The organism is Methylobacter arcticus (assembly GCF_050917435.1).
GTDB classification, from domain to species: domain Bacteria; phylum Pseudomonadota; class Gammaproteobacteria; order Methylococcales; family Methylomonadaceae; genus Methylobacter_A; species Methylobacter_A titanis.
Genome location: NZ_CP159583.1, coordinates 3,088,177 through 3,109,935, shown reverse-complemented (window position 1 = coordinate 3,109,935; position 21,759 = coordinate 3,088,177). Strand labels below are relative to the sequence as shown.

The window sequence follows — 21,759 nt, the reverse complement described above, 5'->3', positions numbered from 1 at the left end:
GGTGATTTTCGTGGTCAATTATTCCAGATCAAATAAGCTTAATTGTTTTTGAATAACATCCTGATGCTTATTCGACCAGTTGTTATGAAGTTGGCGTGCTGTAGTGGCAGCATTGCGTAATTCTATACTGCCACCTTTGCGAATTAACCAATCTAATAAGTCACCTAAAGCTGGATGCGGTTTAAAGTCTTCATTGAGTAATTTTTTCACTTGAATGCCACTGTCAGCATAGCAGGCACCGACTAATAACATCGCTTGATCCATATCTTTATTGAGTGATTTGGCTTTGTCGGCATTGGTCTGAGCAAAACTAAGCGGTGATAACCAATGAAAGATTTTTTTCTTCTCTTCGCACCAACCCCGACTGACAAAATCACTGGGGCCAATACCGGTGCCGCGTAAGAATTTCTGCATCTGGTCGCGGGGTACTTCCATAGTTCCGGAAAAAATGCGTAAAAATTGCCGGGTAATCGGTTCACAGTTGACCGGCGTTGTGCCGGATTCACCTTCATCTTGGTCATCCAAAATTTGATTGATACCGACCAGCGCTTCTTTAACGGTAAACTCACGACCTTCTTCGACATACACTTGCCCGTAATGGCGTGAGAAATACTCCAACGCTTTACCGCGTTTAATGACTTGAATATCGGCTTTGGGCAAGCCATCATTTTGATGGTGTTCTAATATGCTTTGTAACTGGCGGACATCGCTTAATATCTGGCGGCGCAACCTCGCCCAACTAATGCGACTAGGCTGCTCGGTGCGTTTTCGGCATACATGGATTATATCGTATTCGATTGTTTTAGAGCCAAATTCACCTTGGCCTTTAGTTTCATCGCTACGGATCGGATAGGTAGCTTCCAAATAAAAACCGGAATCGAATAAACTTTCCAGCACATCCACCCAAGGCTCGTCTTCACTATGATGAAAGGTAAAGGATAGAATGCCGCCCGCTTTTAATAACCGATACGCTTCTCGCCAGCATTCCGTCAAAACACGTTTATAAAACAGATCGGCATCATCAGGATGGCTCGCAGGATTAGCTACCGCTTCCAAAGCTTTAGGTGTGTATTCAGCGGCAAAATGTTCAGGATATTTATCTTTTAAAGCCAGCCTTAACCAAACATAAAAGAAATCAGCTAATTCGGCGTAGTAGAGTAAGCCTCCAAAAGGTGGATCAGTAATGACTAAATCAAAGGTTTCAGATTGGTACTGATTGAGGTCTGTTGAAGAGCCACAACTTACTGTCGTCCCCGATAGCACGGGGTCATTTGGTGATATTTTTTCGCTTTTGCCAGTAACTAATTTGGCAAGATCAGAATTACTTTGAATTAACAGGTTGTTGGGTAAAAGTTCCCAAGGCTCAATCTTCCATCTTAATGCTTCAAGAGTCGGTAATTTGGCAGAACGCCAAGGTCCATAACCAACCGGAGAAAAAACACCTACTTCTATACTTATATTTTTGGGATGATAATTGTTATTGGATAGATGAGGCGCAAAATGATCGTGTGACTTATGCCAAAAACAAAACAAATTCTCGTATGCCAAAAACTGTTGGAATGCGCCTAATATAATTTCACGGCTTGAATCTGTATATCCATAAGCCGAATCTATGGCTTTTAAAATGAGAGCGTGAACCAACAATTGGCGATGATTAAACATCTTGTACCAATGAGTAAATCCATGCTGCGATAAAGGTTGCCGCTGGTGAGTCATGTGACCAAAAGGAATTTCAGATTTAGGCCAATAATTTTTTAAATCTGTGTCTTTACGCGCTTCCCATTCTTGCAGAGTTGCATTTTGCCGCTGTAAATCGGTTTCGGTCACTGCTTTAAAATAGCGACCATTGTAAGGAACGCCTTGTTCATATCTAACAGGTGAATAACATTGTAAGGCATAAGCTGCAATTGCCCCGGTTGCGCCGGATGAGCTAATCGCTGACAAAGTACTTTGTTGTTGACCGCAAGTAGCTTCCTGACAAGTAAAATTGGCATTTTTCGGAATCGTTCCTGCACTTGTACTAAAAGTAATGCCAGTTTCAGGACAAGTAATTTCATCCGGCAAATCTCCCCTGACTTCCACCAATCGCAGTGTTTTTTCTCTGAGTTCATTCCAGCGTATTGTAGAATCAATATCGCTGGTCGCTGTACCCCCCAATAGCCCTTGATCATCCTTGCCTGGCGCACCTTTCAGCCAATTAGGATGCACCAGCAAGGACATTTCGATTTTTTTATTTTTACGCAATTTTTTCGGCAGGTAGATGGATTCGTTCTTGGTTGCCGCTTGTAGGTCTGTATATTCATGTTGGCAATGAGGACATTGATAATGTCCTTCACGATCCATAACGGCGTAAGGCTTTTCGGTGTCGGCTACGACCAACGGCGCATCGGGAGCCATACGAGCTTCTTGTTGTTCCAGATCAAAGGGTTGCTCGCATTTTCTACAACGAACGCCTAACCAGGTTTTAACGGACAACGATTTAACCGCTACCACCGGACTGGACATGAGCGGGGTGCGATGACCGCAGCCTGGAGCAGCACAAGGGGCATGTTTTGCCCAGAAGGTATAAATCACTTCCGGCCCATTGTAAGCATAATCTTTGCGTTGTTCAGGCGTTAACACTAAAGGATCGAAATCATCCTCCATTACTTGATTGGTTACCGTATTTGTCCAGATACCTTTTTCACCATTGGGGCCTTCGCAGGCGTAAAACGGCATGATTTGCGGTTTAACTTCTTTTTCAATATGGTCGAATAGTTTTTGCACCTCGTCCAAATCAACATCAGCCAGTTCATTTTTAACCACCAACCAAGCAACCGGATTAAGGTCGTTGCCAACCATTTGCATACCCAGTCGCGCACCTTCAACCAGAGTCGTACCGCCGCCCATAAAAATGTCGGCGACTTTGAGTTTATTGAAAGCAGCGTTTTTTTGGTGATTGCCGTAATAAGCATCCCAAACTATTTTGGCGGCTTCAGCACTGTCATCGGGGGCTTTGGTTGCCGCTGCAATTAAAGTTGCCCGAAACACACTGGAACGCCGCCGTGCCCACCATTTAGACATTTGATAAATCGGCTTGCCGGCATTGCCTTCAATTTGGGCAATCTGGTTAATCGGTAATATCGGAAAATCAACTTCCAAACACGTTTTTGGCCGATTTGGATCGCTGAAATCAACCGATTCCAAATGCAATTCAGCACCTGCATTTACTGCTAATGCGACTTGCTCGGCAATGAGTTCAGCTTTGGTTTTGTTGGCCATGATTTTCCTTAGTGTTTTTTGTTATGTTGGTTGTATTTAAGCCGCCATTATCCAATTTCGTTAATTCAACAAAGATGTAATCTCTATCTTTTATTTTTGAATAATATAAAAATGGTTGAATTGGCAGCATATAGACCAAATTGTAATAGTCGTTTTCCGATTTTATCGAATCCCAAATCTCAAAATACTTTCTGATCACCTGATAAAATCCATCAATTGCAAATAGCTGATTAGGCCCAGGCCAACACCATCCCGATTCAGATTTAATGAATAATAGGTCTGATTTTTTTACAAACAAAAGATCAGGGTATTGAATTTCTATTTCAATGTGATCATCATGAGGCGTGTCTATCCAATTCACTGTCACACGATCTACCAGCACATCATCGACTATTAATCCCTTCATCCCTACGAGAGCATCGAGAATTGGTTTAACAATATTATCCATGTCGTAAACACCTGGATTTTTTTGCCGTTTTATATGCTGACAGTAATAATCGATTGCAACCCAACAGGTGCCTGTAACTATGTACTGAGATTTAGATGTTATTTTCTGTATTTCATCTCTAAATGTTCTTTTTTGTACACCGTTATTTTGTGATGAAACTGGTTTTACTGGCGCAATAAATTTTATTTCACCATTTAGAAAGCTGCTTTTATTAAATGCATTCTGCATAGTTCAACAAATATATTCAGAAAGCTTTGCACGCTCGGAAAGCATATCTTTAATCGTTAATGTGTTCATCTGAAGATAAGCGGGGTTAACCTTTGTTTCTTGGAGGCTCCATTGGAGAACTCTTAATAGTACCCTTTCAAGAACATATTTAAGGTGTTCATTCGCGATGATTAGCGGGTACGGGTACATCATGTCGTGATGAAATGGATCTCCATGGATAATCCTGTTTCTGATATCGGCAAGTCCAACTTGTCCATTTTCTTTAAAGACTGGCCACAAATCAGCAAGGTAAATCGAATGATTATTGCAGAACAGATCAAATGCTTCCCGTAAGGAAACCCGATTCAATTCCTCAAGTTTACAGTACATGGAATTCCTCTCTTGTTTTTTAAGCTTTGGCTCAGTAGATTGCTTAATGCACTTTTGAAGATATGTTTTCAATACAGCCCAGTTGTTTTCTGGTAGAACAAATTCATGAGACTCCCGCCTTCTAAAATCCAGTATTAGAGTTTCCAATCCCGCAAACATATTGAGAAAAGAAACTTCCAACACGCTGAATTGTGATGGAACAATAGAATTAAGAGCATTACGAAGTGCCAGTTTATTCTCATATTGTAAAAATATTGGGTAACAAGTCTGCATGAATCTCTCAATATTAGAAATATCAATTAGGGTATCATTACGGTCAACATCTCGATCAACATGCGGAAAAACATAATTTCCTCGGTAAAATGTTGTCTGTGATTTTTGATCACTAGCAGCCCAACCCAAGCAGGCAGTCCGCTGCCTGGCAGCAAAAGAGGCAATCAACAAAAAATCATCTATATCAGGCAATACTTCCTTTTTAATTGTCTCTGCATCAGCAGCGGGGCTATCAATCTCGGCACAAGCAACCAAAAACGACCATTGTATGAAATCGCCGTTTTTAGCAGTCTTAGAGCGAAAATGCTTATCAAAAACGAGTTTTATTTTGTCCGTTAACGTAAACTCTACGTTTAGCGCTCTTTTGTATTCAAGATCACCGGTATATGAACTTATCTGGCTCATGAAAGGTGTAAGAACTGGATTCGCACTAACCCAGAAGACTATCCGAGTTTTTTCTGGGCTCTCATCAGCCTTAAAATATTGTATAAGGTGAAGATCCTGAGGTTCACCGGGAATCGTGTTATCTGATATATCATCACCCCAGTATTTTGTGAAACTTCCTGAAAAATAGACTTCCGGCGCTTCAAAACTAATTTGTATTTCATTATTAAAACCCACAACATTCGCTTGTAAGGCACCTTTATGGGAAACCATTAGACTGGTGGCGTCATCCTTAGAGGGTTTTAATATTAAATAAGGTTTCTCGTGAATTCTTTCGGGTAAGTATATCTTGCAAGGCACGCCACTAATTTTGGTGTCATTGACAATTAGTGTGGCTTTGACAAGATGGTTTTCTTCTCGCCCTAATTCTGATTTTTTGGCGCCCATCAAAACTGCAAACACTGTGCGATCATTTCGATAACTCAATATAAGGCACGGTCATTTCTAATAACGAAAGTGTGTCATGCTTGGAAATTAGATTTAATTTCAACTGATTTTTGTTAGTCATGATTTTCCTGTGTATCCTTCTTGTTGTTATTAGTTTCAAACCATAAATACAACTTTATTTATTATCCTAATTACAGAAAATACAATTCACTTGAGGCTTGTTTTTCAATTGATTTCAATCCCCTCTGGCGGAGAAGCGTCATCATCACTGCTTCGATAATCCGCATCAAATCGCTTGTATTGACGGAGAATGCTTAAGGTTACATCTTCTTCGGATAAGATTCGAATATCGTAACTGTCAGGATCATTGGGATAGATCAATGCAAAACGTATATGTGGACGACTGGTGAACGCAGCTATAAAACGCTGTTCAAAGTCATCGATAGATTCTCTTTTGTCATCGTCAGCCAAATCTTCAGCCAAGGCTGTTAATCTGACATGGATAACATAATCTTCTTCAGAATCCGCCTCTTCGTTATCAATGGCAATATAAACGGTGCTAATTAATTTTGCTGCTTGTGATTTGAAAAGGCTCTTTACTTGGCCTTTTGTCGAAGCAAGATGGGTTTCAAAATGATCCGGGAAGGCTGCACGGGTATATCTTCTGGCTAACCATTGCCGCAACATGCGAAGCTCATTTTCTTCTAATACTGTTGTCGAGTTACAATCCAAACCAAGCAGAGAAGCTTTTTTGATACGAAAACGGTCATGAATATTGCATTCAAACCATTGGGTTACTTGATTATCATTAATGGTCAAATGAAGTAACCGGGCGCTTTGGCCTCGCATGGCGTTGTTGGGCAATGCTGACTGTTTTGTTATTGCCAATATTTCTACGTATGGCTCTTGTTCGATCTTACGCACAAGGTCACAGTCTTGAGTGAGAACAACGAGCCAAGTATCGGAAGATACAACGTGATTAAAATAATCAATAGAGGCGTCAGTGATTTGGCTTGCTTTAGTTGGTGTAATTAGACTACCTTGTCGCCAGCCTTCCAAGCCTACTTGGTCAGCGCTATCTGGAATATCATTTGCCATCAGCTATCCAAGATTTAAAGCAATACTATTATCGAGCAGATTGGTTTCCTGTTTGGCCTTGCTAACATTGACAGGTATATCATGCCCTAAGCGTTGATCGCGTTCTAACGTTAAGCGACGTGCTTCAGTTAACAAACTACGTATTTGAGGTAAATCCCAGTGATCAGCTTGAAGAAGCGCAAAAATACTATCTGTCTGATTAGGCAAAGGTGCTTCGACATAGCGATGATAGAGTGGCCTGGAAGTCTCTTTACAAATTTCTCTGGTTAATTCACCTAACAGACTTAAGCGTTCAGGATGATCGTTTTCCCTGGGCTCACTGGTGCCTTTTATCCAAGAATAAAGCGTCGGGCGCGAGATGCCGAAGATACGTGCTACATCACTTTTGCCCAGGCCGAGAGCTGTACTCACTAAAGAGGCGTGTTCGCTGAATGGAATGGCATTGAGGTCAGTCGATTTATGATCCTCAATTAGACGTGGCGATTGATCGACTATGAATATCTTTTGATCAGATCCGGTCTGTTTAGTGGAGGAGTCTATATTTGTTGAGCTGCATGGCAAAAGCACCATTGTAGCTAACCCTAAAGTCGTTCCTGCCAATAACAAAATACCTGTTGTTTTGGCATTAATTCCCGGCATGAATTCCGGGCTAGGAAGACGACTATTACTTTCGGTTCTATAACTATGATTCAACATGCTTAGCTCCCCAGATTTTTAATGCTTCCGGCGTAACTAAATCATTGAACCATGCAGTATTAATAGTTTCATGTAGCTCATTAGTTGTATTTATGATACTAGGTAAATCGTAATCCCATGAACCTTCGACAAAGTGATCGCTGTCGACGAGAGTTATTAATTTTCCAGCTTCAACTTTCATTTTATAGATCATTGGCTTATGAATAATATCCGGTGGCAACACGACTCCTTGATCATTTTGTGTAATGCGAACAATCATTGTGCCAAGCGCAGTACGCCCAACGGATTCAAGATGCAACCAATTATTCAGGTCAGTAAACACAGAAGATGTGGGTCCATGAAGACTAGGCTGCAAATAGTTTCTAAAGGTCTCACCAGGCTGAGGATTAATGACGTCTACATAACGCAAACCAATTCGATTGACTAGGCCTTGATTAATTCCTGCTACTTGATCAACGATTTCCAGGCTACGTTTAAGTCGGTCGGCAAAGCCTTCAAAGCGATCATAGGCTGTTGTAACTAGCACCAACATATCCTCGCTTATTACAAGACTCCATTTATTGTCTTTGGATCGAAATTCATCCTGTTTTCTGGGTATGATTTGAGGCATGCCATCAGGGGTAATGATAACTTGTTGAACTGTGCTACTCACATCCTCAGGAAACCCTTCTTTGCGGAGCAAATCATGAATTTGCGGGATTAGTTCAGGCATTGTACGTACTTTGCTGAACCTTACCTGGCATAGAACCAAAGACAAGGGGTCTTGGTGAAGCTTATAGTGAGGATAGTTATTAGTCATAGCATCATTGTTAAATAATAGTTTACCCTTTACAGGTGTATTTACACATTTAGTGTAGCATTTAGCCAAATATAATACGACTATCTATTTAAAAAACTCTTATTTCAAGCATTCTTAATTACTGCAATATTGCCTAATCATTTAGAAAGCTCAAGATACGGCACAGCCATTTCCAGTAACGAAAGCCCGCCATGCGTTAATGTTGGGTAACCGCCCTGGCTTTTCCATTTTTTACGCCCTAAAACCAGTTCCCATTGACCATGTTGCGAGTTGATGGTTTGAGTTAACGGAGGAACCCAGTAATGGCTGGTTGAATTGACTGGACTGGGTACTGAGCGTCCACTTTTAAAACGCTCTTTTAGAAACTCAGCCTGATCTTTGTGAACAACATCGGGAAAAATACCCGAATGTGCATAGCCGTGATCGGCGGTAATAATAACTCTTCGACCTGTCGCCAAGCGGTCTATAAATTGCCAGAAATCATCAGACGAAAGTTGCGCAGCTGCATTTTTTGAAAGTTTACGATAACCATCACCGCTATCGGCCAGATCATGTATTTGACTATCCGGCCAATGATGCCAAAAAATGATATTGGGATCAGCTTTAATTAAGGCGCTGCAATCTGCAAAGGGCATGTCGGTTGTTTCTGTCCAGGCGGACGGAAATTCGGCACTTTTGCCTAAATTGTGTTCAAGATTTGAACGTTGACCGAAACCCAAAACTTTTGCAAAGGGATTAGTGTTGCCCGGTATTTCTGCTGCGGTTGTGTGGGCTTTATGAAGCGTATAGCCTCGTTTTTCTGCATTTTCAAGTAACCAAGGCAGTTCCCGTAACGACAAGGCATCCAAAATAAGGATGGCTTTGCCATCAGAACGGTTAGCCCAGAATTGTTTTAAGTGCCGACTGGTAAGTGGGGCGTTTTGCTCAAACTGTTGCCACAATTCCCAAGCACTGCCGGACAGGATATTGTCGAGTTGCTCAATGCTTTTATCGCGTTCGGTAGTGATGGCGTCAACTATATCAGGACGAATGGGTAAGGAAAATGTCTCCCATAAATTATCAAAAATAGCCTGCCATGCTCGCTCAGCAGGTAAGCCAAATATTTTGGTCAATAATGCCTGATTCATTCTGCTATTCCTTCTCTAAATCTAAGGAATAGGTTATTCCGTCGGGCAATTTTTTTAACAATTCCTGCAACTGTGCTCCGGTTAATTTATCTATAGATAATTTACAGCCATGTACTTGACTACCGGGATTAATTCCCCAGCTTTCTAATTTACCTAAGAGCGTCAGTGATGAGGTGTTGGGGGCATTTAAATGTTTGCGTTCCATAATACCCTGTGTTGGTCCACCAAATAAGCCGGACACGGGAGGTACATAAACTGGATTCTCACCACCTATTGGTGGTTCACTCGGAGCGGGCGTTGTAAGGGGCGGTAAAATAGGTGCTGTGCCACCACTACTCACATGGGTACCCGGTTCATGAAGGGTCGTTTCTTCAAGTTGCCGACCTGTTGCCAAACGACCTTTCATACGTTGCCAGGCATCATTTTCTGATTCACCGGCTCGGCTTTCCATCATTTCCCTACCCAAAAGATTAATGGCTACGCTACCTTGTGAGCATAAGTGAATAATTCCTTCCTTAGCCTCTACTTCACCTAACCAAGGAATTGAGGGTTCGCCACCTGATGTAGGTTCTTTCAATTGGTTTAATACTTGAGCGACAGAGTGATTACTTTTGGCACTGGTAAAGACTCGCTCTTTAAATTCTTCTGGGATAAACAATTCACGCCGAACGATGTCCTGTATTGCCCCTAAAATTTTGCTGCCTTCAGTATTATGACTGGTCGTAGTAAATTCACATTTTTGGGGTTCGGCAAAATTCCAGATTTCCAGAATGGCAAAACGATCAAAGCGAGTATTAAGTTGATCGCGTAGCTCTTTTTGGAATTTGCTGTATAGGGTGGCGTATTCTGTATCTGCCTTTTTCCATTGATCTGCGAGAAAAACGGCACGGGCAAGAACCAATAATGTTTTATCGTAAAATACGTTTTCCAAGCCTTTTTTGGCTAACAAAAAACGTACCGTATTGCGATTTTTAGTGATGTGATTTTTAAGCCATTTACCTAATTCGGCATCGCTGACGTCACTTGCTGGAATGACTATAACGGGTATTCGGCTATCCCAATTTTGGGGTTGATCCCGCTCTTCAAAGTCACTCCAGGGATCTTTGTTCCAATTACGTTTTAAAATAAGTACCCGATAATTTTGTGAAGCGTCGCCTGATCCTGCCAACACATAACGAATTTCTTTGGCTAAGGCATCTTGATCTTCGTTATTTTCAAACAAGCGGTCATTTTTGGCGTGGGCCATTAGTTTTGCTTGCGGGTTTTCTTCATTTAAGAAGACCAGTCGATTGCCTTTACGGTGAATATTAAAGCTGTTTTCTTCAATTAAAGCCAATTCAGCTTGAAACTGATTATCATCAATCGGTTTGTTGCGAGTTATGTCTACTTGTAATTGATGAGCTTCTGCACCGGCCATGGATTCTATTGATAATGAACGCAACCATAGTGAACTTAAAATAGCTTCTAAGTGCAGTATTGCATTGCTTGAACTAGCCATAGCATCGCGAACAGCTTCAAAGTTACGCAACGCTTTGTCTCTTAGATTGCGTTGCATTTGATTTGCAACCGAATCAAGCAATGAGGATACGCCGCTATTTTCGTTGACTATGGAAAAATCAGCCGCAGTAATGATAGGAGAATCCTTACCCGCTGTTTTAAAGACATCAACCAGTATTCTTATTAGATCTCTTGTTTCTTGAGTTTCTGTTGCTATTAGCACTTGATCATCAAGTAACTTCAATAGATGTGGTGCGTAAGGCCAAGCATCAAGAAATTCTTGTTTGACCTTTTCATGCTCTGAACCGGTTACATGGTTTAAGCGGAAGTATTCATTAATGTGATTGTCAATGATGCTGTTAATGTCGTTTTCGCTGATTTGCATACGGTTTTCAAATATCCGATAGAGCAACAGCTTTTGCCGATCATGTTTTGCTTGTGGGCCTTTGAAATCGATCCTTACCGGATTAACGCGGTAAATTTGTTGAGCGGCATCTGAAACACCGTCCCTGACAGATACGACCAAGCCAAATAGATCAGGACTTTTTTCAGCAATTTCCGATAGTATCTGAATAAAATTAAATGCCCAATTACGCCAAGGATATTGCTTGTTATTGGTTAAGCCTTCATACCAGGTTTGGAACTCATCCAGAATAAGTAACGTTGGCTGGAATTGAAATAATTCAACCAACAGTTCATAGCCAGGTACTTCTGTTTTATTGTCACCTTGGCCTTCCCACTTACCTTTTATAAAGCTGCCATGAGGGTGTTTATCAAACAACAATTCCCAGAGAAATTTGTAGTTATGTAAATGGAGACTTTCGACAATAACATCCATGTCAGTACGAAGTGATAACTTACTTATATCAGGATTGCTTAAACGATTGCCCCATTCTTCAAGCCAATGATGACCAGCAACGCTATCCTTAAGCATGTGAGACACTGCTGCCATCAAATGTGATTTTCCTTGTCCTCGCGCACCGATTATTACCGTTGGTCTTGATTTTCCTGGCTCAACGGCCTCTATCGTTTTAAGTAAATCAATTGAAGGATAAGTAATATCAAGAAAAGCACTGGCACTTCTATCTAGCGCCCCGGTGCCTTGCTTGTTGCTAAAATCGATAGTTGTTCCACTTAAACGTTTTCCGGTAAATTCGCTTCGTAAATTGAGGCCGAGCATCCTAAATCCTTGATGATGATTGATTCTTTTTGAACCTAAAATAAAAAATGTAAAGTTAAATAAAGTGAATTAATCGCTTTATCGTTGCTCAATATTGCACTGATTTTAAAGGTATTTATTGCACAGCCAGGACAGAGATATGTCCCGCTTTGGCGTTATTTGCCCGTGGCCGGATCATGATTTCAACGTCCCGATCCAAGGCAGTCAAAAACTCCATCAGGCGCTCGACCGAAAAGTTATCCAGCCGGTAATTTTTAAGCGCTGATACTTTGGGTTGTGGAATGCCCAGTAATTCGGCAATTTCGCGCTGCTTGAGCTTGCGGCTTTTGAGCAGCTCGTTGATGGTAAACGCCAGCTGCGTTTTAGTCTGGCGTTCAGTGGCGTCTACAAAACCCAAGTCGTCGTGAACATTGTCGGTGCCGTGGGTTATATCTTTATTATTCATATCGTCCTCCAGTATGACCTTTGCTTTGGGTGCTCTCATAATCGGCTTGAGCGCGTTTAAGTCGCTCGGTAATCAGGTTGATATCGGGTTGCGGCGTTTTAATTCCGGTTTTTGATTTTTCTGAAAGGCATGCAGTACATAAACCACACCAACAAAACGCACGGTGTAAACTGCTCTATAGGTATCACCGCGATGGTCTTCGACTATTTCGAAAACCCACGGCCCACCGCCTTTCCAAGGCTTGGCTTTGGGGTGCTTGCCATTGATCTGTGCCAAACCAAGGGCATGGCCCATGTCGCTTTGCAATGGGTCAGGAAAGTCGAGGTAATCTTTTTTCGCGGAACCTACTCAATGTAGCGGTTTGGTGCGAGGTATGTTTGAAATATTAACCATGATGAAATATACCAAATAAGGAATATTTTATCAAGATTGATAAGATACTTTTTAAGGTGATGGATTTGTATTTAATACTGGCAAATATTCCAATTGGTTTGGCATGATCACACCTCCTTAAGTATCACCCATCTTTTGATTTATTGATAATTTCCTTGTTTTGATAAGTTGACGGATACATTAACGCTTTATGGCTTAAAAAAGGCGTAAAAAACCATCTTTCAAGACTGTCCAGAAATTGACCGTTTGTTGAACAGTGACAGACGGGGATGTATCAAATTCGAACACGCGCTTATAGCCAACCAGCATGTACGGAAAACTCCATAAAAAGAATTTCCACATAGTGAAAATGGTCAGAGTAAATCCGACAATAGTTTTCGTACATTATTTGAGGGAGAGGCAGGAGCAGATCAGATACTTTCTGGCGGTCTATAGGCTTAACGGAAGTCCATACGGAAAAAACTTGTTTTCCGTCACCTCAAATATCAATGATAAAATCGGTTTAATGCCTCCCCCGGTTTTGCATGCTCTCCATATAGGAATGGGAGTAGAATTTCGTGGCTAATGCGAATTAGCCGTTATTTTTTTCGACTCATCATGGAAACCGCGATTTAGTGCTTCCAGTAGTTCGAGATTGTTATCGAATTGTTCCGGCGTGTTCATCATGTCTTCAATTAGTCGGTAAAGCCACCGAAGTAGCGCCAGTCGCCGTTGAAAAAACAGAAGCGGTAAAGGAAAAAGCAACTGAAGCTGTGCCGGCAGAAGTAAAAAAAGCCGGGGAAACGGTGAAAACCGGAAAGGAAAGGTTGGAGACGCTCCTAAGTCCACTAAAGCGCTCAAGAGCATTAAACACAAGACTGTTGAAAAGGCACTGGAACTGCCGCAATAAGACCCATTATTGACGAAAAGGCCGGTTGATTCCGGCCTTTTTTGTCGTGGTTATTTTCATACGGCAATGCTTTTTCGTGAGGTGTTAGTGTTACTTTTCGTGCTGATCACCCCCCTTGTATTTGTTAAATAACAAACAAAAGACTAAGAACGGTACCATCTGGTAGTTTTGTTGACTGCACTTTGACAGTTGAATTAAAAATACTTAAACCTGTTAGCCATTTATTTGCAGGCTCATTTTTTGGCGTACTTTTGTTCGACGAATCACCAAACAATAGCTCAAACGCATTTGTATCATGGTGTATCTGCTTAATAGGCCATAGATCTGATGTTAATGCGGCATTACTTCTAACAAACCATTCCCGTTGTGTTTGGCTATGGCAGACGGCTATGGTTATTATTGGAGAAACTTTGGCTAATTTAATTGTGGTTGCTGTCAGGCTGGCTTGAAATTTTTCGGCAAGACAGGAAGCTGTATCAAGGTTTGGGGGACGACCTAAAGCCATCGGTTTAAATAAATAGTCCGGTAAAATTAATTGGGAGGCAAAAGCATTAGCTGTCGCCTCTTTTGATCTTGCCTCTGCATTTTGTGGCCCAATGTCTTCTGCCGCACATGGCAAAACGCCTGTTCTGCGATCCTCGTACCAATGTCCAATTTCATGGGCAAGAGAAAATCTTTGTCGTGCTGGGTAAGAATTAGTGTTTATAGAAATAGTGGCGGTGGTTGTATTGCCTACAATTCTCGCGTCGCAACCATCCAGCTTTCGATAACGTACTGTAGCACCAAGGCCGAAAGCAATAGCTTCTAAATCAATTTCAGCTGGATCGGTAATCCCGTAGTTCCAAAGTATACGTTCAGATTTTGATAGTTTTGTAGAATCAATCATCTGAACTTTCATCATCTAACAAACCTTGTTCAACAATGTCATCCCATAAACTTTCCCAATCTGATTCGGATTGTCGTTCACCATTACGAAAAGCAAGTGAGTAATTTGTATTAGGCTTTGCAAAAAACTCCAATATTTTCTTTTTCTTTTCTTCAATATTCAAAGTAACGTTTGATTTAACAAGTTTTGGTTTTGCCGTATTTAGATTTTCACGAATACTTTTAAGTTTTTGTTTTCGAATATTTGCGATCATGTCCATCGCTTTAGACTTCATAGTTAAAGCAATCTCATTAGGATCAAGATCGTTATTCCTTGCATCCACCAGTATCTCTTCATCAGTCATAGATAATATTTCATTAGCCACAGCATTTCGTAAAGAACTAAATTTATCGGCAGCGGTGCGTTTTATGCTGCTCATTTTTGTCTCCTGCCTGGGAAAAGTTTATCCAATCCTCGAAGGAAGCTTTTCCGTGCGCTCTCATATTGTGTTTTAGTCATACCTGACATTTCTATTATTTCTGATGCCGACATTTCATCTTCAATGCCCATAAGCACCCATCCAACTGCATCATTTCCTTTAAAATGTTCTTCTATAATTTTCAAGTCTTTTTCAGCTAACGCCCTATCTATTTCTGTTGCGATGACTGTTTCAGGAGATAGGGCTTTATTACCAAATCGCTCAAGTGGGTCGCGGTCTGAATCTGGACTATTATTTGGCAAGTCTGCTGCCAATATTTCTTCATCCTTATAAATAAGGTTACGGTCTCCATCAGCAACACTTTTCATCGCATTAATAACAAATGTTACGAAAGGTACATCAGATCTCCAGTTCCGGCTCCTATTGAGAATACGGGAAAAAGTTTCATTTAAAAGGTCGTTTACATCTGAAAAACCAGTCCCGAAAAGAAATGATTTTTCTGCTTTATGCAAACGGTTCCATTCAGGTATTGTCAGTTTTTCTATAGCAACAGTAACTCTATCGAACTCTGATACCGTATTATTCTTATTTTCCAATTTTTAACTTCCAATAAATGCCCGGTGTTATAGGCGGATAAATTGAAAAAACCGGACAATTTTTTATAAATGTCCGTGTTCCAAGTTTTGCCCGCCTAAGTGGATGTAAGTATCATTTAATTTTGGGAGTCACCTTTATGAGTAAGAAAAATCAACACGTTGTTCCACACGGTGACGATTGGGCCGTAAAAGGCGCTGGCAATAGCAAAGCCACGTCAGTTCATTCAACTCAACAGGAGGCCATAGATCGTGGCCGTAGTATCGCACAGAACCAAAAATCAGAACTTATGATTCACGGAGAAAACGGGCGGATTCGCGAAAAAAACTCTTACGGAAATGATCCGTATCCACCGAAAGGATAAACAACCCATAATTCATGGCGATAATTGTCGCCATGAATATTTTTTACATGCAAGGATATAAACAATGGCAGAACCACGCGCTTTCATCAGTTTTGACGTAGACCATAACAGCAGCGAAAAAGTGCTGTTTGCTGGTCAGGCATTTCATTCAAAGACACCATTTTCGCACGAAGACTGGTCGGCTAAATCACCGATGCCACAAGCTCAGTGGGAAGCACTGGTTAAAGCCAAGATAAACAAGACTCATATGATGATCGTACTGGTGGGCAGACATATGGCAACAGCAATAGGGGTTGTGAAAGAAATCGAAATGGCGCGGTCGCAGGACGTCCCTGTGTTTGGCGTCTATGTTGATGGTGCTGATACCAGCAGTACACTTCCTACGGGACTCAATAGAAACCGTGTCATCCAATGGACATGGGACGGTATTGGCAATGCTGTGGATCAAATGATGAAGCAAGGTAAAAACAAATCATGAAAAAAGCACTTATTGTTGGCATTAATGATTATCCGAACTCACCTTTAAATGGTTGCGTTAATGATGCAAACGCTATTGGTACTATCTTGGAGTCGCATGGTGATGGCTCGCCGAATTTCGGTGTAAAAATGATGACATCACCAAGTTCAAGTGTTACCAGATCAACTTTACGGGAGTCTATAGAAAGCTTATTTTCTGGGGATTCAAATATGGCTTTGCTGTATTTTTCTGGTCACGGTTATATCAAAAGCACTGGTGGCTATCTTGTAACTACAGATGCAAAAAAATATGATGAGGGCGTTTCAATGGATGATGTTCTTACTTTGGCCAATGCTTCCAAAGCAAAGAACAAAGTAATTATTCTTGATTGTTGCCACTCTGGTGCACTTGGTTCGCCGAGCATATTAGGCAACAGCATTGCCCAGCTGTCAGAAGGTTTATCAGTACTTACCGCTAGTCGAGACTCTGAATATGCGATTGAGGTAAATGGCTCGGGCGTATTCACCTCTTTAGTAGTCGATGCTTTAAAAGGTGGGGCAGCTGATATTCGTGGAAATATCACTCCAGGCTCTCTTTATGCCTATGTTGATGAAGCATTAGGCTCATGGGATCAAAGGCCTATATTTAAAACGAACGTATCAAGCTTTACGTCTTTACGAACGGTTTCTCCAAAAGTTCCCCTTGAAACGATACGAAAAATAACCAAGTATTTTTTAACGCCTGCTTCCGAACATCCTCTAAACCCAACATATGAAGATACCGAGCCAAGTGCAAAAGAAGATAATATAAAAATATTTAAAGATTTACAGAAATTTCAAAGCGTTGGTTTGGTCATCCCCGTTGACGCTGAGTTTATGTATTTTGCCGCAATTAATTCAAAATCTTGCAGACTTACAGCTTTAGGGTATCAATACTGGCGATTGGTAAATGAAAAAAAACTGTAACGCATTTTAAAGGAATAATTTATGAAAGTGTTTGTTTCGCACCAACAAGCCGATTCTGTATTGGCAGGAAAAATCTCATACCATTTAAAAGCAAATCACCAGATTGATTGCTACCTTGATCTTATCGATCCGAACGCTTCCCAAGCAGGTGATCAACTTGGCGAATATTTACGGGAACAGATGGGCAAGTGTACCCAGCTCATGGCTGTTGTTTCTGAAAATACAAAGGGCTCTTGGTGGGTACCTTGGGAAATTGGAATGGCCACTGAAAAAGATCATCCGATAGCAACCTTTGCTGATGATAATACGGCACTGCCGGAATATTTAAAAAAGTGGCCATATCTAAAAACTAAAAATGACCTAGATGCGTATGCTAATGCTTCAAAGACCGCAATGAAGGAGTTTGATTTGCGGAAATCTTACACATTAGAATCTATTTCTTCTGCTCGCCATTCAAGTACGCAAGAATTTTACCGTACACTTCGAGCAAGTTTAAGGCAGTAGCATTCAATCTATATGAACAACGGCAAATGACTGCGGCTATATGATTATTTTATGAAAGAATACTTTACAGAAATTCTTATCATTATTGCCTATTCCGGCCGAACACAGGCGGCAATTATTCTCGGAGCGATCGGGTTTGTGGTTATCAGCCTGGTCGGTGATTATTATCTGGCCAATTTCCAGTTATCCGGACAAATGTCCGGTTTAACGGACATTATCAAGGAAAAGTTTGCGCACCGGTACGATAAGGTGGCATGTGGCGTACTATTTAGCTTTTAGTGGTTGGCGGTGAAGTGTTACCGGAATGATAAGAAGAGATTTTTGCACTGGGCTCTAGCCAACCAACCCTACAGAGTGGCAATATCCCCAGATAACATGATCTAATTCGCCTAGATTCCTCGCTGGGTAATCAGGATTGGCTTTAAGTGCTTCCCTTAAAATTTTAGCCAGATGGATATATCTTGTGCCCTTAGTTAAGCCTCTTTGCTTAGGCCACTTTTCTTTGTGCTTTAACCACTTCTCTATAGGGGTATTCCACAATGGATATGCATCTGGGAAGAAGTGGCAAAGCATTTCTGTCAAAACAGCTTTTCTTGCAGCCACATCTCCTGCATCTTCTAAGCGGTCATAAACTCGTTGTACTATTACATCTCTATTTGCTGGTGTTGAATTCAGAATTTCAACCAATCCAACACATAATGCTGTCCAGTTTGTGTCATCCCATTGCCTACGGAACACGCCGCTACCTTGGTATTTCCACGCACTGCCATTCCAATTTGTAATTAGCCATTCGTAAAACTCCTTATCTTTTTTTACACCTTGAGCGCAATCGTTGATTGCGTTTATCAAATTTTGTCTGACAACAGCATCAAACTCGTAAAATGTTTCTCTTCTTTGAGCTAACGCTATTGCAAGGCCAGGGTATTCAGGAAGCTGTAACCCTGTAATTTTTGATGGCACAGTCGGCGCTTTCACTTTCGGTAAATTTTTCGCTTCCTGATATGCATCAATCCAGGCTTTTGTAACAGGGCAAGATAATGCCAGGATTGATGCTATCCATTTTGTTATTGTTCGGTAATTTACCTCAGTAATTTCAACCTTAATATTTGCCTCATAATTTGACGCGAACCCAGCAAGCGTCAAATTTGAGGAACCCACAATTAAAAACCACTTTTTTTTATCATCAATCATTTGTGCCCAAAGAAGTATCTTTGGATGATAACCGTCAATTTTATCGGCCACGTAAACATGAGCAATGCGATTGTTCTTTTTTTTCCATTCCAGTGCTTTGCTGAGGGCAATTTTTCTTGTGATTCCGAAATCTTTTCCCACCACCAAAATTGCGGCTTTACATTCTTTTGATAGATTGAAGTCTTCCCATTCCCGCAGGTATGCTGAAAGCGAGAAAATCTCAGTTGCATGGAGAAAGGCCTCCCTGAAGGTGTTAGTTAGCTCGTTCTTTGTGTCCGGATGTAAAAATATCGTCACGTTTTTCTCCATTTTTTTATTATTGTATTCCAGTAAACGTGACCGGTAATTGCCCGGTTGGACGTCATCAAGGAAAAAATCTTACTTATCGCTACGATAAGGCGGCATGGGTTATGCTATTCAGCTTTTAGGGGTTGGTGTGCTTTACCGGAAGGATAAGAAGAAAGTTTTGTACTGGTATTAGTAAGCCGGTCAAACTTCAGTCGATCTATCTAATCAATTATCAGAGAAATCGACGGGGTATGTCTTAGAAGCTGTTTGGAAATTCGTTTTTCCGCCCATAAACTATAAATTTTTATAATGGAATCGTAGTATGAGCCAAAAAAACGTTACCCGAGCAATTTGAGTGATGGAGCATGGCGTTATTTAAAGCCGCATTTACCTGAGTCACTGGTAGGCAGGCCACGGCAATTGAGTCTTCGCCAAGTGTTGAACGCTATCCTTTATGTTTTGAAGACAGGCTGTCATTGGCGTCAGTTACCACGAGAGTTTCCCCAATGGACGGCAGTCTATTATTATTTCTATCGCTGGTCATGTAATGGCACCTGGAGACGTCTCCATGACTTACTGAGATCAAGATTGCGACAAAAACTGGGCCGTCACAAACATCCGACCGCAGGTTGCCTGGATAGCCAGAGCGTTAAAGGTACGGCAACACCTGGAGTACGGGGCTACGATGCGGCAAAAAGCGTCAATGGGCGCAAGCGCCACATTTTGGTTGATACTCTGGGCCTACTGTTAGTGGCATGGGTGACAGTTGCCAGTGTGCAGGACCGCGATGGCGCTCGCCTATTGCTACGACATCTACCCGGCAGTTGCAAAAAGTTACGTAAGATTTGGGTGGATGGCGGATATAGTGGTCGTTTGGTTCAATGGGCAGCTGAATGTTTTAAATTTTGCCTGGTGGTAGTATTACGTCCAAAAGAAACCCGTGGGTTTACTTTGCTGCCCAGGCGCTGGGTCGTCGAACGAACATTTGGTTGGTTAAACCATTCGCGTCGTCTCAGCAAAACCTATGAACGACTGATTCGCACCGATGAAGCTTGGATTTACATCGCCATGACTCGCATCATGGTTAATCGTTTGGCCTGAAGCGATAATTTCCAAACAGCTTCTTAGTCTAGTCGTGCAGCCTCTGCTGCAATATGCCCAGCGAAGGCGGTCACAAATGTCTTGAGGCTTGTCATCGCAGACATCCCCGAAAACTCTCCTGTCTCGGCCGCACTACGCGGCGACGCGATGAGGGCGGCAGTTGTATAGAGCTGCTCCTTAGCTAGTTTCTGACACAGCACGTCATACCGCTTGAGGTACGATGCGCCCTTGAATTCATCAAAAACAGGAAAGTGTGGTGACGCATCCCTGACCGGTGAGCGTGACTTAGGTGCATCCTCAACCATCATTAGCCAACCAACAAATGGACGTGGCTGTTTGCCGAACGCCTCTTCACGATAAGCCGTCCAAAGGTCGTGTGCAGTACCAATAGCCTCTTCGGTGCGGTTGTTGAAGTTGTTACCAAAGGATGGGCCGACTTGACTCTTCAATTCGATGGCCGCGATTAGCTCACCCTTGTGAATCACCAAAAGATCCCATAGCTTAGTTGGGCGAAAGTATCCAGGAAGCGTCAGTACCGCTCGCTCCTGGTGGATCTGGGCATGCGCCAATCCATTGGCTCGAACAATATCGATTATCAGTGCCATGAAGCCGTCCATGTTTTTACCGCCTGTCACGCCTGCACGTTCACCTTGGGGTTTGAAGTCCAGCGGTACGAAAAGTAACGCTAGCCTCTGTAATGATGCGCTTCTGTAAAAAAGCATTGTTTTGAGCACCATAATTATTTTTCTTGCTTCAAGTACGCGTAAAGAGTCGGCTTTGAAATACCCATCATTGTACAAATCTGCTTTATTGTATGCTTTTTCTCATCATACAGCTTAACGGCAAGTGCCTGCTTGTCGTTGCTGAGTGATTTTGGTCTTCCGCCTGTACGGCCTCTTGCCCTAGCTGCTTTAAGTCCTGCTTGTGTTCTTTCACGAATCAGATTGCGTTCAAATTCTGCAAGCGCTCCAAAAATATGAAAAATCAGTTTTCCAGAACTTGATGAAGTGTCCATAGCTTCATGTAAACTCTTCAATCCAATTCCCCTTGACTCCAATAGCGTCACCATCTCAATCAAGTCTTTCAATGAGCGGCTCAGTCTATCCAGTCGCCATACCACTAAAGTATCTCCAGGCCTTGCGTAGTTTATAGCTTCTTGTAATCCACGGCGTTCAGCTTTAACACCACTTATTTGATCTTCGTAGATACATTCACAACCCGCTTGGTTAAGAGCATCCTGTTGTAAATTTAAATTTTGATCATCGGTGGAAACACGCGCATAGCCAATGAGTATTTGTAGAGTCCGTAATAGTTAATATACTCATTGAAGACGATATTATCTTAACTAAGATAGTTTTACCGAGTTTATTTACCCTATAATGCACCAGCCAAGGCATTCTGTCATGGTAAATCCAGCAGTAAAGAAAACCCTCGATTTTTTGCCCCCCATTTCAAAC

General features: G+C 41.7%; 22 protein-coding genes. 6 read left to right on the top strand and 16 right to left on the bottom strand.

All coding sequences use genetic code 11. The features are described from left to right. Positions 1 to 18: 18 nt before the first annotated feature. The 13 genes from ABXJ76_RS14775 to ABXJ76_RS14715 all read right to left on the bottom strand — a co-directional run bounded on the left by ABXJ76_RS14775 (position 19) and on the right by ABXJ76_RS14715 (position 15,434). Positions 19 to 2,805 carry a DUF1156 domain-containing protein gene (locus ABXJ76_RS14775; RefSeq protein WP_432741494.1) on the bottom strand — a complete coding sequence of 929 codons (2,787 nt, stop codon included), beginning with the start codon at positions 2,803 to 2,805 and terminating at the stop codon, positions 19 to 21. Positions 2,806 to 3,238: 433 nt separating this feature from the next. After that, positions 3,239 to 3,937, bottom strand: coding sequence for a RusA family crossover junction endodeoxyribonuclease (locus ABXJ76_RS14770; protein WP_432741493.1), 699 nt, complete (start codon positions 3,935 to 3,937; stop codon positions 3,239 to 3,241). A gap of 3 nt (positions 3,938 to 3,940) precedes the next feature. Beyond that, a complete protein-coding gene (locus tag ABXJ76_RS14765) occupies positions 3,941 to 5,410 on the bottom strand; it encodes a hypothetical protein (RefSeq protein WP_432741492.1) in 1,470 nt (489 codons plus the stop codon). A 225-nt stretch (positions 5,411 to 5,635) separates the two neighbouring features. After that, positions 5,636 to 6,508: a hypothetical protein gene (locus tag ABXJ76_RS14760; protein WP_432741491.1), complete on the bottom strand. Its 873-nt coding sequence runs from the start codon at positions 6,506 to 6,508 to the stop codon at positions 5,636 to 5,638. A 3-nt stretch (positions 6,509 to 6,511) separates the two neighbouring features. Next, positions 6,512 to 7,204, bottom strand: a complete 693-nt coding sequence (locus ABXJ76_RS14755; protein ID WP_432741489.1) for a helix-turn-helix domain-containing protein — start codon at positions 7,202 to 7,204, stop codon at positions 6,512 to 6,514. Next, positions 7,191 to 7,916 (bottom strand): TIGR04255 family protein, encoded by a 726-nt coding sequence (locus ABXJ76_RS14750; RefSeq protein WP_432741488.1) that lies wholly within the window; start codon positions 7,914 to 7,916, stop codon positions 7,191 to 7,193. The genes ABXJ76_RS14755 and ABXJ76_RS14750 overlap by 14 nt, the downstream gene beginning before the upstream one ends. 224 nt (positions 7,917 to 8,140) lie before the next feature. Next, on the bottom strand, positions 8,141 to 9,130 hold the full coding sequence (locus tag ABXJ76_RS14745; protein ID WP_432741487.1) for a hypothetical protein: 990 nt from the start codon (positions 9,128 to 9,130) through the stop codon (positions 8,141 to 8,143). 4 nt (positions 9,131 to 9,134) lie between these two features. Further along, the gene (locus ABXJ76_RS14740) at positions 9,135 to 11,807 is read right to left on the bottom strand and encodes a DUF499 domain-containing protein (RefSeq protein ID WP_432741486.1); all 2,673 of its coding nucleotides are present in this window, start codon (positions 11,805 to 11,807) and stop codon (positions 9,135 to 9,137) included. A gap of 115 nt (positions 11,808 to 11,922) precedes the next feature. Then, positions 11,923 to 12,252, bottom strand: a complete 330-nt coding sequence (locus ABXJ76_RS14735) for a helix-turn-helix domain-containing protein (RefSeq protein WP_432741485.1) — start codon at positions 12,250 to 12,252, stop codon at positions 11,923 to 11,925. Between the two features lie 72 nt (positions 12,253 to 12,324). Further along, on the bottom strand, positions 12,325 to 12,546 hold the full coding sequence (locus ABXJ76_RS14730) for a type II toxin-antitoxin system RelE/ParE family toxin (RefSeq protein WP_432741484.1): 222 nt from the start codon (positions 12,544 to 12,546) through the stop codon (positions 12,325 to 12,327). Between the two features lie 1,112 nt (positions 12,547 to 13,658). After that, positions 13,659 to 14,420, bottom strand: a complete 762-nt coding sequence (locus ABXJ76_RS14725) for an ImmA/IrrE family metallo-endopeptidase (RefSeq protein ID WP_432741483.1) — start codon at positions 14,418 to 14,420, stop codon at positions 13,659 to 13,661. Further along, positions 14,413 to 14,838, bottom strand: a complete 426-nt coding sequence (locus ABXJ76_RS14720; RefSeq protein ID WP_432741482.1) for a hypothetical protein — start codon at positions 14,836 to 14,838, stop codon at positions 14,413 to 14,415. The genes ABXJ76_RS14725 and ABXJ76_RS14720 overlap by 8 nt, the downstream gene beginning before the upstream one ends. Beyond that, the gene (locus tag ABXJ76_RS14715; protein WP_432741481.1) at positions 14,835 to 15,434 is read right to left on the bottom strand and encodes a hypothetical protein; all 600 of its coding nucleotides are present in this window, start codon (positions 15,432 to 15,434) and stop codon (positions 14,835 to 14,837) included. Before ABXJ76_RS14715 ends, ABXJ76_RS14720 begins: the two co-directional genes overlap by 4 nt. Positions 15,435 to 15,571: 137 nt before the next feature. Between ABXJ76_RS14715 and ABXJ76_RS14710 the strand changes: the two genes are divergently transcribed. The 5 genes from ABXJ76_RS14710 (at position 15,572) to ABXJ76_RS14690 (ending at position 18,001) form a co-directional block, all read left to right on the top strand. Then, positions 15,572 to 15,796 carry a DUF2188 domain-containing protein gene (locus ABXJ76_RS14710; protein WP_432741480.1) on the top strand — a complete coding sequence of 75 codons (225 nt, stop codon included), beginning with the start codon at positions 15,572 to 15,574 and terminating at the stop codon, positions 15,794 to 15,796. Between the two features lie 64 nt (positions 15,797 to 15,860). After that, entirely contained in the window at positions 15,861 to 16,274 is a 414-nt protein-coding gene (locus ABXJ76_RS14705) for a TIR domain-containing protein (protein WP_432741479.1), read from the top strand. Then, positions 16,271 to 17,218 (top strand): caspase family protein, encoded by a 948-nt coding sequence (locus ABXJ76_RS14700; RefSeq protein WP_432741478.1) that lies wholly within the window; start codon positions 16,271 to 16,273, stop codon positions 17,216 to 17,218. Before ABXJ76_RS14705 ends, ABXJ76_RS14700 begins: the two co-directional genes overlap by 4 nt. Before the next feature lie 21 nt (positions 17,219 to 17,239). Next, positions 17,240 to 17,722, top strand: coding sequence for a toll/interleukin-1 receptor domain-containing protein (locus ABXJ76_RS14695; protein ID WP_432741476.1), 483 nt, complete (start codon positions 17,240 to 17,242; stop codon positions 17,720 to 17,722). A 51-nt stretch (positions 17,723 to 17,773) separates the two neighbouring features. Continuing rightward, positions 17,774 to 18,001: a hypothetical protein gene (locus tag ABXJ76_RS14690; protein WP_432741475.1), complete on the top strand. Its 228-nt coding sequence runs from the start codon at positions 17,774 to 17,776 to the stop codon at positions 17,999 to 18,001. A gap of 54 nt (positions 18,002 to 18,055) precedes the next feature. Here the strand turns inward: ABXJ76_RS14690 and ABXJ76_RS14685 are convergent, their stop codons facing one another. Beyond that, positions 18,056 to 19,210, bottom strand: coding sequence for a phospholipase D family protein (locus ABXJ76_RS14685; RefSeq protein ID WP_432741474.1), 1,155 nt, complete (start codon positions 19,208 to 19,210; stop codon positions 18,056 to 18,058). 342 nt (positions 19,211 to 19,552) lie between these two features. Here ABXJ76_RS14685 and ABXJ76_RS14680 point away from each other — a divergent pair, with 342 nt between their 5' ends. Further along, positions 19,553 to 20,302, top strand: a complete 750-nt coding sequence (locus ABXJ76_RS14680; RefSeq protein ID WP_432741473.1) for an IS5 family transposase — start codon at positions 19,553 to 19,555, stop codon at positions 20,300 to 20,302. Positions 20,303 to 20,325: 23 nt separating this feature from the next. Here the strand turns inward: ABXJ76_RS14680 and ABXJ76_RS14675 are convergent, their stop codons facing one another. Beyond that, positions 20,326 to 21,039, bottom strand: a complete 714-nt coding sequence (locus tag ABXJ76_RS14675) for a PaeR7I family type II restriction endonuclease (RefSeq protein ID WP_432741472.1) — start codon at positions 21,037 to 21,039, stop codon at positions 20,326 to 20,328. 2 nt (positions 21,040 to 21,041) lie between these two features. Continuing rightward, positions 21,042 to 21,590: a recombinase family protein gene (locus ABXJ76_RS14670; RefSeq protein ID WP_432746534.1), complete on the bottom strand. Its 549-nt coding sequence runs from the start codon at positions 21,588 to 21,590 to the stop codon at positions 21,042 to 21,044. Positions 21,591 to 21,759: the final 169 nt, after the last annotated feature.